General features: G+C 53.1%; 14 protein-coding genes, 1 tRNA gene and 2 pseudogenes. 8 read left to right on the top strand and 9 right to left on the bottom strand.

Annotated elements, in window-relative coordinates; translation table 11 throughout:
* Positions 1–122 precede the first annotated feature (122 nt).
* The gene (locus WLO31_RS17575) at positions 123–1,691 is read right to left on the bottom strand and encodes an ABC transporter substrate-binding protein (protein ID WP_435927906.1); all 1,569 of its coding nucleotides are present in this window, start codon (positions 1,689–1,691) and stop codon (positions 123–125) included.
* A gap of 185 nt (positions 1,692–1,876) precedes the next feature.
* Positions 1,877–3,382, bottom strand: coding sequence for a glycine betaine/L-proline transporter ProP (gene proP, locus WLO31_RS17570; RefSeq protein ID WP_435927905.1), 1,506 nt, complete (start codon positions 3,380–3,382; stop codon positions 1,877–1,879).
* A gap of 295 nt (positions 3,383–3,677) precedes the next feature.
* Between proP and WLO31_RS17565 the strand changes: the two genes are divergently transcribed.
* Complete coding sequence (locus WLO31_RS17565; RefSeq protein ID WP_435927904.1) at positions 3,678–5,198, top strand: methyl-accepting chemotaxis protein; 1,521 nt, start codon at positions 3,678–3,680, stop codon at positions 5,196–5,198.
* A gap of 44 nt (positions 5,199–5,242) precedes the next feature.
* On the opposite strand, the gene WLO31_RS17560 is transcribed toward WLO31_RS17565, so the two are convergent.
* Positions 5,243–6,013, bottom strand: a complete 771-nt coding sequence (locus WLO31_RS17560) for an isocitrate lyase/PEP mutase family protein (protein WP_435927903.1) — start codon at positions 6,011–6,013, stop codon at positions 5,243–5,245.
* Complete coding sequence (locus WLO31_RS17555) at positions 6,000–7,082, bottom strand: bifunctional transcriptional activator/DNA repair enzyme AdaA (protein WP_435927902.1); 1,083 nt, start codon at positions 7,080–7,082, stop codon at positions 6,000–6,002. The genes WLO31_RS17560 and WLO31_RS17555 overlap by 14 nt, the downstream gene beginning before the upstream one ends.
* Before the next feature lie 238 nt (positions 7,083–7,320).
* Here WLO31_RS17555 and WLO31_RS17550 point away from each other — a divergent pair, with 238 nt between their 5' ends.
* Positions 7,321–8,352, top strand: coding sequence for an NADP-dependent oxidoreductase (locus WLO31_RS17550; protein WP_435927901.1), 1,032 nt, complete (start codon positions 7,321–7,323; stop codon positions 8,350–8,352).
* A gap of 21 nt (positions 8,353–8,373) precedes the next feature.
* On the opposite strand, the gene WLO31_RS17545 is transcribed toward WLO31_RS17550, so the two are convergent.
* Positions 8,374–9,387 (bottom strand): LacI family DNA-binding transcriptional regulator, encoded by a 1,014-nt coding sequence (locus WLO31_RS17545; RefSeq protein ID WP_435927900.1) that lies wholly within the window; start codon positions 9,385–9,387, stop codon positions 8,374–8,376.
* 193 nt (positions 9,388–9,580) lie between these two features.
* Here WLO31_RS17545 and ascF point away from each other — a divergent pair, with 193 nt between their 5' ends.
* Both ascF and WLO31_RS17535 read left to right on the top strand, forming a co-directional pair.
* Complete coding sequence (gene ascF / locus WLO31_RS17540) at positions 9,581–11,029, top strand: PTS cellobiose/arbutin/salicin transporter subunit IIBC (RefSeq protein ID WP_435927898.1); 1,449 nt, start codon at positions 9,581–9,583, stop codon at positions 11,027–11,029.
* Between the two features lie 14 nt (positions 11,030–11,043).
* On the top strand, positions 11,044–12,474 hold the full coding sequence (locus WLO31_RS17535; protein WP_435927897.1) for a 6-phospho-beta-glucosidase: 1,431 nt from the start codon (positions 11,044–11,046) through the stop codon (positions 12,472–12,474).
* 98 nt (positions 12,475–12,572) lie between these two features.
* On the opposite strand, the gene WLO31_RS17530 is transcribed toward WLO31_RS17535, so the two are convergent.
* Positions 12,573–13,439, bottom strand: coding sequence for an aldo/keto reductase family oxidoreductase (locus tag WLO31_RS17530; RefSeq protein ID WP_435927896.1), 867 nt, complete (start codon positions 13,437–13,439; stop codon positions 12,573–12,575).
* 88 nt (positions 13,440–13,527) lie between these two features.
* Between WLO31_RS17530 and WLO31_RS17525 the strand changes: the two genes are divergently transcribed.
* A complete protein-coding gene (locus WLO31_RS17525; RefSeq protein ID WP_435927894.1) occupies positions 13,528–14,160 on the top strand; it encodes a TetR/AcrR family transcriptional regulator in 633 nt (210 codons plus the stop codon).
* Between the two features lie 132 nt (positions 14,161–14,292).
* On the opposite strand, the pseudogene WLO31_RS17520 reads toward WLO31_RS17525, so the two are convergent.
* Positions 14,293–14,517 (bottom strand): annotated as a pseudogene (locus tag WLO31_RS17520) (adenosylhomocysteinase); the annotation flags it as partial.
* Between WLO31_RS17520 and WLO31_RS17515 the strand changes: the two are divergent.
* Both WLO31_RS17515 and WLO31_RS17510 read left to right on the top strand, forming a co-directional pair.
* A pseudogene (locus tag WLO31_RS17515) lies at positions 14,514–14,696 on the top strand (phage late control D family protein); the annotation flags it as partial. The pseudogenes WLO31_RS17520 and WLO31_RS17515 sit on opposite strands and share 4 nt — an antisense overlap.
* Positions 14,697–14,761: 65 nt before the next feature.
* Positions 14,762–14,980: a DNA-binding transcriptional regulator gene (locus WLO31_RS17510; protein ID WP_435930659.1), complete on the top strand. Its 219-nt coding sequence runs from the start codon at positions 14,762–14,764 to the stop codon at positions 14,978–14,980.
* Positions 14,981–15,039: 59 nt separating this feature from the next.
* On the opposite strand, the gene WLO31_RS17505 is transcribed toward WLO31_RS17510, so the two are convergent.
* Both WLO31_RS17505 and WLO31_RS17500 read right to left on the bottom strand, forming a co-directional pair.
* Positions 15,040–15,405 carry a hypothetical protein gene (locus tag WLO31_RS17505; RefSeq protein WP_435927893.1) on the bottom strand — a complete coding sequence of 122 codons (366 nt, stop codon included), beginning with the start codon at positions 15,403–15,405 and terminating at the stop codon, positions 15,040–15,042.
* 182 nt (positions 15,406–15,587) lie between these two features.
* Positions 15,588–15,663: transfer RNA gene (locus WLO31_RS17500), tRNA-Ile, on the bottom strand.
* A 126-nt stretch (positions 15,664–15,789) separates the two neighbouring features.
* On the opposite strand from WLO31_RS17500, the gene mug reads away from it, so the two are divergent.
* Positions 15,790–16,296 (top strand): G/U mismatch-specific DNA glycosylase, encoded by a 507-nt coding sequence (gene mug / locus WLO31_RS17495; RefSeq protein ID WP_435927892.1) that lies wholly within the window; start codon positions 15,790–15,792, stop codon positions 16,294–16,296.
* The last annotated feature ends 35 nt before the right edge of the window (positions 16,297–16,331 follow it).

The raw sequence follows: 16,331 nt of genomic DNA, 5'->3' as shown, positions 1-16,331 counted from the left end.
CGGAAGGCGCTTGCGCTTATCCGACCTACGGGGCGCAGGGTGGATAAGCGTTATCGCCATCCACCGCAAAATCATCAGGCGGGTAGCACTTTCGCTTCCCCGCCTGCGCTTTACGCGTGAAGTTACTTACTCACGCGATCGTAATACACCATATCCGCATTCAGTCCCTGCTGATAACCCTTCACGTTGTCACGCACCACGATTTGGGTTTTGCCCTGATCGACAAACACATACGGGGAACTGCGCTGCAGCTCCTGCTGGATCTGCTTGTAGAGATCCAGGCGTCTGGCCGGGTCGGCTTCCGCCACCGCCGCCAGCGTTTGTTTGTTCAGCTCCGGGATCTGCCAGCCGTTCAGGCCCGCAACGGTGCTGGCTTTGCCGTCGTTAAAGGCGAAGGCGCTGGCATTGGAATGGGCGTCAAAGTAGTCCGGGATCCACAGGCGGATCGCGGCCTGATGCTGTTTAGCACGCACGCGCGCGTATACCTGGCTGCCCGCCGCCGGCAGGAGATCGACCTTCACGCCGCCCCGGGCGAAGCTCGCCTGCATGGACTGGGCGATGGTGATAAACGGCGCTTTGTTTTCCACGTCCAGCGTGAAGTGCGCGTCTTTGATGCCCGCTTTGGCGAGGATTTCTTTCGCCTTAGCCGGATCGAATTTGAACGGGTTGTTATCCAGCGCGCCCGCAAAACCAACCGGCAGGAAGCTCTGATGCACGAAATACTGGCCTTTCAGCAGATCTTTGGTGATGCCTTCGTAATCCACCAGATAACGCGCCGCTTCCCACAGCGCCGGGTTTTTCAACAGCGGATTAGCGCTGTTGCCCACGTTGAACACCATGTAGTTTTGCTCGGCGGAAGGAATGCTAAGCACTTTAACGCCGGGCTTGCCTTCCAGCGCGCTGGTCTGATCCGCACCCAGATCGCGGGCGATATCCGCATCGCCTTGCACAATCAGCAGACGACGAGCCGCAGGATCGGGCACGTTTTTAATAATGATGTTTTTAACTTTCGGCGCATCGCCTGGCGAGGTGGGATTGGCGTCCAGCACGATGGCCTGATGCGGCTTGTAAAGGCGCATTTTAAAAGGCCCACTGCCCGCAGAGTGCATTTTCAGCCATTCGTTGCCGAAGTCCCCGGCTTTGGCATTTGGCGCGACGGCCTTTTCGTCCACGATTGAGGCAATCGGCGTGGAAAGGATATTCAGCGCAACCGCCGGGCTGACGTCCGCCGTCCAGTGCAGCTCCAGCGTATGGTCATCCACTTTTTTTAGCTGGCCTGCGATATTGTCCGGCTGCCAGCCCAGCACGTTAAGAATAAAGGCTGGCGATTTATTCAACGTCACCGCGCGGGTATAAGAGAAGATCACGTCTTCCGGGCGCAGCGGGTTGCCGGAGGAGAAGGCAGCCCCCGGCCGCAGTTTGATCGTCAGCTTTTTATTCGCGGCGTCGCCCTGCCAGCTTTCTGCCAGCACGGGGACTACTTTTGCCGGGTCATCACGATCGGCCTGCACCAGGCGCTGATAGAGGCTGGGTACGGTCTGAATACTGGAAAGCTCGTTAGCTTCAGCCGGATCCAGGCTGACGATATCGTCCAGCCCCTGGGCAACAACTAAAGTGTTTGGCGGCGTAGCGGCAAAGCTGCCCGCGGATAACGCAGCCAGCAACAGTAACGGCAGAACTTTTCTTTGCATGATGCACCCTGAATAAAAAGGAAGAATTATTTTGGCTTGTTATTTTCTGACCTGATTACGTTAGGTGAGACGCGGCTTTTCACAAAGTCCAAAAATGACTTTGCTTATAAATATAAGATATAACCAATACTCTTATGGAATGAAAACGCCGGGCGTTTGCCCGGCGTTGTGGTCGTAATACGAGGTTACTCGTTTATATGCGGATGCTGCTGCACGAGGTTGCTACGTTTCGCCTGCAGAGTTTCAATCTCACGATCCAGGTCTTCGATTTTCTGCTCAATATTATCGTGGTGTTCCTGCACGATCTCCCGTGCTTCTTCGATGTCAGAAGCAGCAGGCGTTGCGCCTTTCAGCGGCTTGTTGGCGGTCTCTTTCATGGTCATGCCGGTCACCAGGCCGATAAACGCGATGACCATCAGATAGTAAGCCGGCATCATCAGGTTTTCGGTCGACTCCACCAGCCAGGCAGCTAACGTTGGCGTTAGCCCGGCAACCAGCACGGAAATGTTAAACGCGCTGGCCAGCGCGCTGTAACGGATATGCGTCGGGAACATGGCGGGTAAGGTCGATGCCATCACGCCGGTAAAGGAGTTGAGGATCACCGCCAGAATCAGCAGGCCGGCGAATATCAGCCCCAGCACGTTGCTGTTAATCAGCGTAAAGGCAGGAATGGCAAATAACAGCAGCGCTATGCTGCCAAAAATGATAAACGGACGGCGGCCGTAACGGTCGCTCAGCAGGCCAATCATCGGCTGCACGAACAGCATCCCGATCATGATGGCGATGATGATCAGCACGCCATGTTCTTCGGAGTAGTGCAGGTTATGGGAGAGATAGCTTGGCATATAGGTGAGCAGCATGTAATAGGTCACGTTGGTGGAGATAACGATCCCGATACAGGTCAGCAGGCTGCGCCAGTGTTTGGTGGCAATCTCTTTAAAGGAGACTTTAGGCCCCTCGGCCAGGCCTTCTTTATCGCCCTGTTCCAGCTTATCGATATGCTGCTGGAACGCCGGCGTCTCTTCTAAAGCGTGGCGCAAATAGAGGCCGATAATTCCCAGCGGCAGCGCCAGGAAGAAGGGTAAACGCCAGCCCCAGGAAAGGAAGTTCGCCTCTCCAACGATAGCGCTAATCAGCACCACCACGCCCGCGCCGCAGACGAAACCGGCAATGGAGCCGAAGTCGAGCCAGCTTCCCATAAACCCACGCTTACGGTCCGGCGAGTATTCAGCTACGAAGATAGAAGCCCCCGTGTATTCGCCACCCACCGAGAAGCCCTGCGCCATTTTTGCCAGCAACAACAGGATTGGCGCCCAGATACCGATTGTCGCGTACGACGGAATAAGGCCAATACAGAAGGTGCTCAATGACATAATGATGATGGTTATCGACAGGATTTTCTGGCGACCATATTTATCGCCCAGCATGCCGAAGAACAAACCGCCGAGGGGACGAATCAGGAAGGGGACGGAGAAGGTCCCGAGCGCGGCGATCATCTGCACGCTTGGGCTGGCATCCGGGAAGAAGACCTTACCGAGCGCATAGGCAACGAAGCCATAGACGCCAAAATCAAACCACTCCATCGCATTCCCCAGCGAGGCTGCGGTAATGGCTTTCTTCAGACGGCTGTCGTCAATGATGGTAACGTCGCTGACCTTGATAGGCCTGACTTTCTTTTTCCTTTTTAACATGCATATCCTCTTTATGTTCCTTGCGGGAGCGATACTCTTCCCACTAAGTGTAGTGGGCCAGTCGTGAAACGGTGGCTAAACTGCAGCCGCTGGCCACATTATGCAATTCCCATTAATAACGTTATGAAATTATTAGCAAATATTGTTCAACCAGCAAACCATTATAAAGACTACGGCTAACTTGAAAAAGTGTGATGTCCGTCAAGTTTAACCGCTAAAGTAAATTTGTGCAGCGCCGAAATAACATCAATAAGGAAAAAATTAACATCTGGATAACCTGCACAACGGAGTTGCTATGCCTGCCCGCGCCAACGTCACACAGCAAGAATATTTGCTCAAAGACGATACCACCCTGATGTCCACCACCGATTTACAAAGCTACATGACCCATGCTAACGACGCCTTCGTACAGGTCAGCGGCTATGAATTACATGAGCTTGTCGGTATCCCGCATAACCTCGTTCGCCATCCGGATATGCCAAAAGCGGCCTTTGCCGACATGTGGTTTACCCTGCAGCAGGGCGAACCCTGGACCGGCATCATTAAAAACCGTCGTAAAAACGGCGACCATTACTGGGTCCGCGCCAACGCTGTCCCGATGGTGCGCAAGGGTAAGATCACCGGCTATATGTCGATTCGTACTAAAGCCACGCCAGAGGAAGTGGCTGCGGTGGAGCCGCTGTATAAGGCGCTCAATGAGGGACGAGCGAACCGCCGTCTGTTTAAAGGGGTGGTGCTGCGTAAAAACTGGTTTGGCAAATTACCGACGATTTCCCTGCGCTGGCGCATCCGGACGATAATGGCAGGGCTGTTTGCCATATTGATGATTGCTGCGATAACGATGGGGCAGAGCATGCCGCAGCTGCTGATTAGCGCGCTGGCATCCGCGCTGGTCTGTGGTTTGCTGGAGTGGCAAATCGCCCGTCCGCTGGAAAACGTCGCTCGCCAGGCGCTGGCGGTGGCAACGGGGGATCGTCACAAAATCGAACACCTTGCGCGCACCGATGAGATTGGAATGACGCTACGCGCCATCGGCCAGCTTGGTTTGATGTGTCGCTGGTTGATAAACGATGTCAGCCATCAGGTTGAAAGCGTGCGCAGCAGCAGCGAAACGCTGGCGAAAGGTAACGACGAGCTAAACGAGCGCACGCGTCAGTCGGTGGGCAACGTGCAGCAGACGGTCACTACGATGAGTCAGATGGCCGCCTCGGTGCAGAATAATTCCGCAACTGCCGCTGCGGCAGACAAGCTTTCCAGCTCGGCGAGCGACGCGGCGGCACAAGGCGGGCGGGCGATGGAAACCGTCGTCACCACCATGGATGATATTGCCGACAGCACCCAACGCATTGGTTCCATCACCAGTCTGATCAACGATATCGCTTTCCAGACAAATATTCTGGCGCTCAACGCGGCGGTCGAAGCGGCGCGCGCCGGAGAGCAGGGCAAAGGTTTTGCCGTGGTGGCAGGGGAAGTAAGGAACCTGGCGAGCCGCAGCGCGGCGGCGGCCAACGATATCCGCAAGCTGATCGATGCCAGCGCCAGTAAGGTGCAGTCCGGCACCGTCCGGGTCCACGAAGCGGGGCGCACCATGCAGGATATCGTCTCCCAGGTGCAAAACGTCACCCAGCTGCTGGGGCAAATCAGCAACGCGACGTCTGAACAGGCGGATGGGCTGGCAGACCTAACCCGCGCGGTAGCGGAGCTGGACGCGATAACCCGAAAAAATGCTGCGCTGGTAGAGGAGGGAGCGCATGTCTCCGCTATGGTCAAACATCGGGCTGCACGCCTTGAGGACGCGGTGACGGTGCTGCATTAATCTTTAAGTTACGATGCGGGAACAAGCCAGCTCCCGCATCGTAACTATTTCGCCAGCATATCAGTAATATTTTGCTGGAAAATCTTTTGCAACCGGATAAAAGGCTGCGGCCCCACGCTGACACGAGAAACGCCCAATCGCTGATAAAGAGGAAGATTTATTTTTCCGCTCGTGTCCATGACGTTTACCGGGGCTGGCGCATCTGCACAAAATTTTTGTATTAAATTTGGTCGGGTTAAACCCGGAATGAAAATACAATCTGCACCTGCTTCCGTATAGGCTCTGGCGCGATGAAGCGCTTCTGGCAGTAAGGCTTCATGTTCTGTTGTATCAGGCTGCTGTAAAAAGAGATCGGTACGGGCGTTGATGAAAACAGGTCTTGATATATTTTGAGCAACGCGTCGTAACAGTTGTAATCGTTCGACCTGTATTTCCAGAGAATGAATACTACCCTGTGCACTAAGGTTCTGGTCCTCGAAATTAATCCCACAAATACCAGACGACAGCAATGCGCGAAAATTTGCTTCAATTTCTTCAGGGATAACTGAATATCCGCCTTCAAAATCAACCGTTACGGGTAAAGAGACAGCACGGCAGATGTTTGTAACGAGCATCAGGAGATGCCTGAAAGGGAGTTGCTGCCCGTCTTCATATCCTTGTGCCTGTGCAAGTGACCAGCTGCTTGTCGCAATTGCAGCGGCCCCATTCTGTTCAGCAATACGCGCGCTTCCCGCATCCCAAATATTCACCAGAAGCAAAGGTGAGCCTGCATTGTGTAACACACAGAAAGTTTTATATTTTTCATGACTCGTCATATATCACCTTTGTTACTTTCGTCATCATTCGGCGTTCGTGTTCAAGAAGCCATTTTTTACGCCACAGTCCGCCGCCATAACCAGTAAGGCTGCCATCCTGGCCGATTACCCGGTGGCATGGAATGACGATAGAAATCTGATTCGCGCCGTTTGCTCTTGCTACCGCACGGCATGCGCCGCTGTTGCCTAAGCGCCGGGCGATATCGGAATAACTTCTTATTTCTCCGGGCGAAATATTTTTTAGCTCATCCCAGACCTGCCGGGTAAACGCAGAGCCGAAACTGGCAAGGGGAGTCGAAAATGCAATGCGTTCGCCAGAAAAATACCGTGCCAGTTCATTTTCGATCTGGTTTGTTATCGTTTCTCTGCCCATGACAATGCTTGAGCGCGTGATTTTCTTTAAATGCTCAATTTCCGCAGGCAACGCCTTGCGGTCAAGAAACTCCAGCAGCCAAAGCGCATGTTTGTCCACCACGGCAATCATCGTGCCGATGGGCGTTTCAATCCAGGCGGCTTTTAACCAGTTTTGCCGGGCAGTATGGGCCGGCGCGCTACCCAGATATTTCATGATTGCATGACGGAAACCGCTACCTGAGTCATAGCTTGCCGTGAGCTGCGCATCGATAACCCGCGCGCCTTGAGCGAGCGATTCCACGCTTCGGCCAATTCGCCTTAGACGAGCAATTTCCAGAAAAGTGATGCCAAACTGGCGACGGAAAATACGCCGTATAGTAGAAGGATCGTACCCAGCTGCGCTGATTTCATTTTCTGACCAACGCTTATCAGGATCTGCTTCCAAAGCAGACAGCAGCGCTTCTATGGCAGGCTCCCGCGTGATGCCTGACTGCATCGGGCGGCAGCGTTTACAGGGGCGAAAACCGGCTTCCAGGGCACCTGCAAGGGAAGGATAAAAAACCGTATTTTCACGCTTAGGTTTTCTTGCCGTGCAGTTCAGTTTGCAAAATACGCCGGTGCTTTTTACGCCGACCCAGGCAAAACCTTCAAAAGCAGGATCCCGGGCGAGCAATGCTTCATAGAGCACATCATCACTGGGAAGTTCGAATAGCATGTCAGTGGCCTTCTGTTGCACAGATTCAGGATGATGCTAGAACAAGCCCGAATGTATGAGCGACTAAAAACGGGCAGGTATTTTTTATTTTTCTCATGCGTCTGCTCTGCCCTTTATGGCGAAGAACGGAGCGTATTTATTGGCATTAAGGCACGTTTTTCACCCCAACAACGAGATTTTTTTGCCAGGCTGGGACAGATTGAATGTTTATTCACAACCACTTTCTAAGGAGATCGTTATGACTCAGTCGTCCCGCATCAACCGCCGTTTTGTGCTGGCGAAACGTCCGCAGGGTATGCCAACCAGCGAAGATATCGTGCTGAAAAAAGAGGATGTTCCGCAGCCCGGCAAAGGTCAGATACTTTTGCGCACGCTCTATCTTTCTCTCGATCCGTATATGCGCGGGCGCATGGATGACGCCGAGTCTTATTCTGCACCGTTACAAATCGGCGATGTAATAGTCGGCGGAACCGTCTGCCGGGTCGAGGAATCCGAACATCCCGATTATCAGCAGGGCGATCTGGTGCTGGCCTATACCGGCTGGCAGGATTATGCGCTCTGCGACGGCGAAGGCCTGCAAAAGCTGGAGGCGGATATGAGCCATCCTTCCTGGGCGCTTGGTCTGCTGGGTATGCCTGGCTTTACCGGCTATATGGGGCTGACGGACATCGGGAACCCGCAGAACGGGGAAACCGTCGTCGTGGCCGCAGCCAGCGGGGCGGTTGGTTCGGTCGTTGGACAGGTGGCGAAGCTGCGCGGCGCCAGAATCGTCGGCATTGCGGGCGGCGTGGATAAATGCCGTTATGTTACTGAGACGCTTAAGTTCGACGCCTGTATCGACCACAAAGCGCCGGACTTTGCGGAACAGCTCAAAAAGGCCTGCCCGCAGGGCATCGATGTTTATTTCGAAAACGTCGGCGGCGCGGTGTTTGATGCGGTGCTGCCTTTATTAAATACTAAGGCGCGCGTTCCCGTTTGCGGCGTGATCAGCCAGTACAACGGGCAGAACAGCGCTTTTACCGAGGACCGCCTGCCGCTGCTGATGGGCACAATCCTCAAAAAGCGTCTGCGCGTGCAGGGATTCATCATCGCTCAGGACTACAGCGATCGCTATCCGGAGTTCTATCAGCAGATGAGCCAGTGGCTTAGCGAAGGTAAAATTCAGTTCCGCGAAGACGTTGTCGATGGCCTGGAAAACGCCGTGGAGGCGTTCCGTGGGCTACTGAGCGGCAAAAACTTCGGCAAGCTGATTATTAAAGTCGCCGAATAGCCCGTTAAAAACGATGGGCTTTTATTTAAAAGGCCCATCATCTATGGAATCTCGTACCAGCAAATCTGACGTGAAAATATTCTCTCGCGATAAATAGCCGCCGTCCAACATGAAAATTAAACGGTTAATCACTTCGCCCATCATCTCGCTGACCGGATCTTTTACGCTGGAAAGGGAAGGGGACAAATAAGGCGCGGTAGGAATATCGTCAAAACCAATAACGGATATTTTTTCAGGCACCTGAACACCGGCCTCATTTAGTTTTTTCATTGCGCCAATAGCCATGTCGTCATTGCTGGCAACGATAGCGCTGTAGCTTGCCTTGTGGGTAAGCAACGATTCGACAGCAGCAAATCCGCTGGCTGGCGTCCATTTTCCCTGTACGATGAGGCCGTTCTGCAAGGCAATGCCGGATGCCCGCAACGCCTCTTTATAGCCTGAGAGACGCTCGATTGCCGTCGGCGAGTCCATCGAACCGGTAATAAAAGCGATTTCCCGATGGCCGCGCTGAATAAGGTGTGTGGTGGCGTTAAAGCTGGCGCCTTTGTGATCGCAGCAAATACAGTGGCTGTGGTGTTTTCTGAGTTTCCTGTTCACCACCATAATAGGCTGCTTGTGCTGTTCAATAATATCGTCCATTTCATCCGGAGTTAAAAAGCGCGGATAGATAATTATCGCATCGCATTGTAAATCCAGCAGAAACTCTATGGCTTCCCGCTCTTCCCGGGCGCTGTGCTTGCCGTCCATCAGAATAAGCTGGCGACCGTTGGCTTCTAATTTTTTTGCCGCCTGGGTCAGAATTTCACTGAAGTAGTTACCGTTATAGAGGGTGTTGGTGACGACCAGGCCAATGCACTGGGAAGTGTTGCTCGCCAGACTCCTTGCCAGCAGATTTGGACGGTAGCCGGTTTCTGCAATAGCCTGATAAACCTGTTTTTTTGTTTCTTCGCTCACATACCCTTTACCGGACAGCACCCGGGAGACGGTGGCTTTAGAGACGCCGGCTTTCTTCGCCACTTCCAGCATTGTCGACATAGAGAGTTCCTGGCTCCTTAAAATTATCCTCATTCTACACGCAGCGTTTAACGCCGCAAAACCGCCTTCAACTGGCTTCTTATTTCGATCGTCATCACAAAAAAAGAACGTAAAAAATTTTTAAGTTGATCTGATCATCCAATGTTAACACTCTTATGTGGAACCGGTTACCTACACCTGAGAACTGTTAATTATGTCTAAAAATTATACGGCAGTATCACGATCGATAGTCGATGCCCTCGGCGGAGGCGGTAACATTGCGGCCGTCACGCACTGCATGACGCGCTTACGCTTTGTTCTGCATGATGATTCCGTTATTGATGCCGCGAAACTGAAGTCCATCAGCGGCGTGCTGGGCGTGGTCAGAAATGAAAATCAGTGTCAGGTGATTATCGGCAACACGGTTTCACAGGCATACGCCGAAGTGCTGAAGCTGCTGCCGGAAAGCGCGATAGCTGCAAAAGCGGCGCCTGAAAAAGGCAAAATTACGTTAAAGCGTATCGGCGCAGGCATACTGGACGCGCTGATCGGCACCATGTCGCCGCTGATCCCGGCGATCATCGGCGGTTCAATGGTCAAATTGCTCGCCATGATGCTGGATATGACCGGCGTCTTTGAAAAGAGCTCTTCCACGCTTGTTATTCTTAACCTGATCGGCGACGGCGCCTTCTTCTTCCTGCCGGTGATGGTTGCGGCTTCCGCAGCGCTCAAGTTCAAAACGAATATGTCGCTGGCTATCGCCATCGCCGGGGTGCTGGTTCACCCGGGCTTTGTTGATTTAATGGCTAAGGCGGCGCAGGGGCAGCCCGTTGAATTTATGGGGCTTTCCGTTACGGCGGTGAAATATACCTATACGGTCATCCCCGCGCTGGTGATGACATGGCTGCTTTCATACATAGAGCGCTGGGTCGATAAAATCACTCCGGCGGTGACGAAAAACTTCCTCAAGCCAATGCTGATCGTGCTGATTTCCGCGCCGATCGCTATTCTGCTAATCGGCCCGCTGGGAGTCTGGATCGGCAGCGGTATTTCCGCGCTGGTTTATACCGTTCATAGCTATCTGGGCTGGCTGTCCGTTGCCATCATGGGCGGGCTGTGGCCGCTGCTGGTGATGACCGGCATGCACCGCGTATTTACTCCGACTATCATTCAGACCATCGCTGAAACCGGCAAAGAGGGCATGGTTATGCCGTCGGAAATTGGCGCCAACCTGTCGCTGGGCGGCTCATCTCTGGCGGTGGCATGGAAAACGAAAAACCCGGAGCTGCGCCAGACCGCCCTTGCGGCGGCGGCGTCGGCTATCGTTGCCGGGATTTCAGAACCCGCGCTGTATGGCGTAGCCATCCGGCTGAAACGTCCGCTGGTGGCGGCATTAATCAGCGGCTTTGTCTGCGGCGGCGTCGCAGGCGCAGCCGGGCTCGCCAGTCATTCAATGGCGGCGCCGGGGCTGTTTACCAGCGTGCAGTTCTTTGACCCATCCAGTCCGATGACCATCGTCTGGGTATTTGGCGTGATGGCGCTTGCCGTCGTGCTCTCCTTCATCCTCACGCTGGTGCTGGGATTTGAGGATATCCCGGTGGAGGAGCAGGAAAAAGAACGAGCGCCCGCTACCGACGTGCAACAGAACGTACAAGTTAATTAAAAAAGAGGTATTTGATGGCCGAATCAATTTTCCCCGCAGACTTTTTATGGGGTGGCGCACTGGCGGCTAACCAGGCCGAGGGCGCTTATCTGAAGGGAGGTAAGGGCCTGACGACGGTTGATATGATACCTCACGGCAAAGAGCGCCTGGCGGTGAAGCTGGGCCAGGAAAAACGCTTTGCTCTGCGTGACGATGAGTTTTATCCCAGCCATCAGGCTATCGACTTTTACCATCGCTACAAAGACGATATCGCCCTGATGGCGGAGATGGGTTTTACCGTATTCCGTACTTCCATTGCCTGGAGCCGTATCTTCCCGAACGGCGATGAGCAACAGCCAAACGAAGAAGGCATCGCTTTCTATCGCGACGTATTTAACGAATGCAAAAAGTACGACATTGAACCGCTGGTGACGCTGTGCCACTTCGATGTGCCGATGCATCTGGTGCGTGAATATGGCTCCTGGCGCAACCGCAAAATGGCTGAGTTCTTCACCCATTACGCCCGCACCTGTTTTGAAGCCTTTAACGGGCTGGTGAAATACTGGCTGACCTTCAATGAAATTAATATCCTGCTGCACAGCCCGTTCTCAGGCGCAGGCCTGGTCTTTGAAAAGGACGATAACCAGGAGCAGGTAAAATATCAGGCTGCGCATCACGAACTTGTCGCCAGCGCGCTGGCGACGAAAATCGCCCACGAGGTGAATCCGGAAAACCAGGTTGGCTGCATGCTGGCGGGCGGGAATTTCTATCCGTGGTCATGCAAGCCGGAAGATGTGTGGGCCGCGCTGGAAAAAGATCGTGAGAACCTGTTCTTTATCGACGTGCAGGCGCGCGGTAACTATCCGTCCTATACCCGGCGTTTGTTTAAAGAGAAGGGGATTACCGTTGAGATGCAGCCGGGCGATGCGGAGATCCTGAAAAACACCGTCGACTTTGTCTCCTTCAGCTATTACGCCTCGCGCTGTGCGTCAGCGGAAATGAACGAGCAGAACAGCAGCGCGGCGAATATCGTGAAATCTCTCAAAAACCCGCACATTCAGGCAAGCGAATGGGGCTGGGGCATCGATCCGCTGGGTCTGCGCATCACCATGAACATGATGTACGACCGCTACCAGAAGCCGCTGTTCCTCGTAGAAAACGGCCTGGGCGCAAAGGACGAAATCAACGAGCAGGGTGAAATTAACGATGATTACCGCATCAGCTATTTGCGCGAACATATCAAAGCGATGGGCGAAGCAATAGAAGATGGTATTCCGGTTATCGGCTACACCTCCTGGGGCTGTATCGATCTGGTTTCCGCTTCTACCGGCGAGATGAGCAAGCGCTACGGCTTTGTGTACGTGGACCGCGACGACCAGGGCAAAGGCACGCTGGCGCGCACCCGTAAGAAATCGTTTTACTGGTATAAGAAAGTTATTGCCAGCAACGGGGCGGATCTGGAGTAAATCTCAGGTCATAGCCGGCAATAAAAGCGGCTTGTTCGCTGCGCCCGACGAGAAATAGCATACGGCAGACGTGCTGCCGTATGGGTTCAGGTAAAGCGTTATTCCACAATCTTATTCAGCGACTCCAGCGCCTCCGGCGGCAAAGTAAGTTCAGCCGCCGCCAGGTTCTGGTGCAGATGCGCGACGGAAGAAGTGCCGGGGATCGTCAGAATATTCGGCGAACGATGCAGCAGCCATGCAAGGGCTACCTGTAAAGGCGTGGCTTCCACCCGATCTGCCACAGCCTGTAGCGCCGATGACTGTAATGGCGAAAAGCCGCCGAGCGGGAAAAACGGCACATACGCTATACCCTGGCGGGCAAGGTCATCAATCAATGCGTCATCTTTGCGGTGCACGATATTGTACATATTCTGTACGCAGACGACGGAGATGTCTTTTTGCGCTTCAGCGACCTGCGTAGCCGTGACGTTGCTCAGCCCAATATGCCGTATCAGCCCCTGATGCTGTAATTCTGCAAGCGTGGCGACCTGTTCTTCTATTGACCCTTCCACCGGCTCGCCCATGTCGAACATGATGCGCAAATTAACGACGTCCAGAACGTCCAGTTGCAGATTACGCAGATTATCATGTACCGCCTGCGTCAGCTCCTGAGCGGAAAAAGCGGGCAGCCAGGAGCCATCACCACCGCGTTTCGCGCCGACTTTGGTGACAATTGTGAGGTCATCACTGTAAGGATGCAGCGCTTCATGAATAAGCTGGTTGGTAACGTGCGGGCCGTAAAAATCGCTGGTATCAATATGGTTAACGCCTGCAGCTACCGCTTCACGTAGCACCGCCAGCGCTGTATTCCTGTCTTTCGGTGGGCCGAATACGCCAGGGCCTGCAAGCTGCATGGCGCCATAGCCCAGTCGTTTTACCGTGCGCGCACCTAATGTGAAGGTGCCGCTTTGATCGATAGCTGCCATTCCTGCCTCACTTATTGATTTACCGGTTGCTAAGAAGTACAAGTATATGAAGCATCCTTCAGGTTTAGAATTCGCATTCAGGCGCGCCATGACAGACTTACTAAAGCCACGTAAAACGCCGGTTCAGGCACGATCTGCCGCGACCGTTGCGGCTTTACATACCGCAACCATTCAGGTTTTAACCAGGGAAGGGCTGAGCCGCTGCACCACTACCCGGGTCGCCGGCCGGGCTGGCATATCGGTAGGCAGCCTGTATCAGTATTATCCCAATCGGGATGTTTTACTGGCGGCGGTGCTGGAGCAGCACCTGAACGAGGTGGCGTCTGCGGTTGAAGCCGCCTGTCAGCAAGGCAGGAACTTACGCGTGGCGGATATGGCTTCTTTGCTGGTAACGGCGTTTCTGACCGCCAAGCTTCGCGATCCGCAGGAGTCGAAAGCGCTGTATGCGGTAGCGGGCGAACGGGATGGCGCAAGGCTGGTTTCCATAATGCACGGGCGGCTGGTTACCGCGGTGGTAGGGATGCTTACCACCGCTACGGATGCTGCTTTTGCTAACCCGGCCGTTACCGCCACTATCGTGCTGGGAGCGCTCGTCGGGCCGGTGAGGACGTTGCTGGAAGGGCTGGCTGAACCAGGGTTTGAAGCCTGTCTTGCAAAGCAGCTGACGCTGTTGTTACAGGGATATCTGCAGGCGTCGTCGGACGCTCTGGCGACAGGGTGAATATGGCGGCCGCTGGCAGCAAAAAGCCGCTTCGTGATAAGTGGCTTAATAATATTTTCGTCTCGCCGCCATTTTGTTAATTCAGGAAATTACAGCGCCTGTTCCCAGACGGATTGCGGCAGCAGATAGACGGCTTTTTCCGCTCAGCCGATAAGCGTTGATAAAAGGCATCATTTCTTCATTCGGGAACTGCCTGAGGTATTCGCAGTCGATCTCTTCGGCGACGTGGCCGACGTTGAGCACGAACACGCCGTCTTTCGCTTTATCCAGCACGGCTGCGCTAACGACTTTCTTCGCACCGGTTGCGGTGGCAATAACATCGGTAGCGGCAATAACGTCATCGATATCCACCGCGTGCCGATCTCTACCCTGAGACGCCAGTATGGGTCAAAGGCTTTAAGCACGTCATAGATGAGCAATCGTGGATAATTACTAAAGTGACCCACTCTCTGAGTAACGGCGGCTACACGACGGCTCTGGAGCTTGAGGTTAAACTGTCAGATGTGGAATACGAAAGTGAGGGTAATGAAGGGTGAGGTTATTCTCATTGGGTGAACTAAGCGGTATTAGTGATTCACTGAATGGCAATGGTGGGGTAAATATGTTTCATTGTTCGCAGTGCCAGCATGCAGCGCATGCACGTACCAGACGCTATCTAACTGAAAATACCAAAGAACGCTACCACCAACGCACCAATATCAACTGTAGTTGCACGTTTGTGACGATGGAGTCAGGGCAGCGCTTTATCGTGACACCTTGCAAAATTGATTTTGCGCCACCTCATTCCGTACGAAGTGGACAGCAGAATCTCTGGCTTTAGTTGCGATCCAGAAAGCGGCCTGCTCAACAGCTTATATTTGCAGGCCGGGCATTACAGCCCTACCAGTTAAGTTCTTGTTTATCAGCTTTTGCGTTTTCTTCATACATCATCGAAATTGTGGTGTAAGTACACATATCCAATCCGCGTTTACAGTAATCTTTGATAACCCCATCTAATATATTTCGGTCGCTCGCTTTAGTTAATTTTTTAAAAGCTTCAAGATTCTTATTTTCCATCATGCGTAAGATGGTTGGCTGGCACATATCTAACTTACCATCACAATAATCAGCTTTCACACGGTCTTTGATGTAGCTAATAACTTCCTGCTTTTGAGCTTCTGAGCCATCGAAGTCAAGCGGGTGAACAAAACCAGCAAGCACAGAGGTAGAAGTTAAAAGGAAAGCTAACCCGATAATTTTTTTCATCGACGATCCCTCTTTCTAGTGTTGAAGTGAAGACAAATTGTAATGAATGTAAAAATGAGCCAAAGCCGGGAATAGAGGCATTTTACGCAAAATCTACCGCCATTTTATCGCCACTATAAATTTAGAAAATAAAAAAGCCACTCAATCGAGTGGCTTAATTATATGATTTTAAAGCTAAAATTTGGTGGCCCCTGCTGGACTTGAACCAGCGACCAAGCGATTATGAGTCGCCTGCTCTAACCACTGAGCTAAGGGGCCGTGGCGCTGGATTATAATGGAACTCGTGGCGTCAATCCAGTAGTTGCGTGACATATGCTTGTTTTATAAACAATGCCTTATCAATCCCTTATACTTAGCTCAACATCTACAACGACGGGAAGATTCATGATTAGCGATATTTTACAGCCTGGGCTGCGGGTGGTGTTCTGCGGTATTAATCCCGGCAAGTCCTCGGCGCATACCGGTTTTCATTTTGCGCATCCTGGCAATCGCTTCTGGAAGGTTATTCACCGTGCAGGCTTTACCGAAAGACAGCTGAAGCCGGAAGAAGAGCGGCACCTGTTAGATACCCGCTGCGGCATTACCATGCTGGTTGAAAGACCAACGGTTCAGGCAAGCGAGATTGCCCTGCATGAGCTACGTGCAGGCGGGCGCGAGCTGGTGACGAAGATGCAGGATTATCAGCCAATGGCGCTGGCCGTGCTGGGCAAGCAGGCTTTTGAACAGGCGTTTAGCCAGCGTGGTGCGAAGTGGGGCAGGCAAAATATTACCATTGGCGATACCGAAGTGTGGATTCTGCCCAATCCCAGCGGCCTGAACCGTGCGTCGCTGGATAAGCTTGTGGAGTCTTACCGCGAGCTGGAACAGTCGCTGATGGCAAGAGGCCGTTAGGTTCCGGCAATAAAAAAACCCTCGCAAGGAGGGCT

The sequence above is a fragment of the Dryocola sharpae genome (assembly GCF_051307055.1).
Taxonomy (GTDB): domain Bacteria; phylum Pseudomonadota; class Gammaproteobacteria; order Enterobacterales; family Enterobacteriaceae; genus Dryocola.
Note: the sequence above shows the minus strand (reverse complement) of the source record. Positions and strands in the feature narration are given on the sequence as shown.

What these genes read in the sequence shown, in the direction of transcription:
- WLO31_RS17530 (WP_435927896.1), bottom strand. Translation starts at nt 13,439, where the DNA reads ATGGCAGCTATCGATCAAAGCGGCACCTTCACATTAGGTGCGCGCACG.
- WLO31_RS17545 (WP_435927900.1), bottom strand. Translation starts at nt 9,387, where the DNA reads ATGTCGACAATGCTGGAAGTGGCGAAGAAAGCCGGCGTCTCTAAAGCC.
- WLO31_RS17510 (WP_435930659.1), top strand. Translation starts at nt 14,762, where the DNA reads ATGTTTCATTGTTCGCAGTGCCAGCATGCAGCGCATGCACGTACCAGA.
- WLO31_RS17550 (WP_435927901.1), top strand. Translation starts at nt 7,321, where the DNA reads ATGACTCAGTCGTCCCGCATCAACCGCCGTTTTGTGCTGGCGAAACGT.
- WLO31_RS17505 (WP_435927893.1), bottom strand. Translation starts at nt 15,405, where the DNA reads ATGAAAAAAATTATCGGGTTAGCTTTCCTTTTAACTTCTACCTCTGTG.
- WLO31_RS17525 (WP_435927894.1), top strand. Translation starts at nt 13,528, where the DNA reads ATGACAGACTTACTAAAGCCACGTAAAACGCCGGTTCAGGCACGATCT.
- WLO31_RS17565 (WP_435927904.1), top strand. Translation starts at nt 3,678, where the DNA reads ATGCCTGCCCGCGCCAACGTCACACAGCAAGAATATTTGCTCAAAGAC.
- WLO31_RS17555 (WP_435927902.1), bottom strand. Translation starts at nt 7,082, where the DNA reads ATGCTATTCGAACTTCCCAGTGATGATGTGCTCTATGAAGCATTGCTC.
- ascF (WP_435927898.1), top strand. Translation starts at nt 9,581, where the DNA reads ATGTCTAAAAATTATACGGCAGTATCACGATCGATAGTCGATGCCCTC.
- WLO31_RS17575 (WP_435927906.1), bottom strand. Translation starts at nt 1,691, where the DNA reads ATGCAAAGAAAAGTTCTGCCGTTACTGTTGCTGGCTGCGTTATCCGCG.
- WLO31_RS17535 (WP_435927897.1), top strand. Translation starts at nt 11,044, where the DNA reads ATGGCCGAATCAATTTTCCCCGCAGACTTTTTATGGGGTGGCGCACTG.
- WLO31_RS17560 (WP_435927903.1), bottom strand. Translation starts at nt 6,013, where the DNA reads ATGACGAGTCATGAAAAATATAAAACTTTCTGTGTGTTACACAATGCA.
- mug (WP_435927892.1), top strand. Translation starts at nt 15,790, where the DNA reads ATGATTAGCGATATTTTACAGCCTGGGCTGCGGGTGGTGTTCTGCGGT.
- proP (WP_435927905.1), bottom strand. Translation starts at nt 3,382, where the DNA reads ATGTTAAAAAGGAAAAAGAAAGTCAGGCCTATCAAGGTCAGCGACGTT.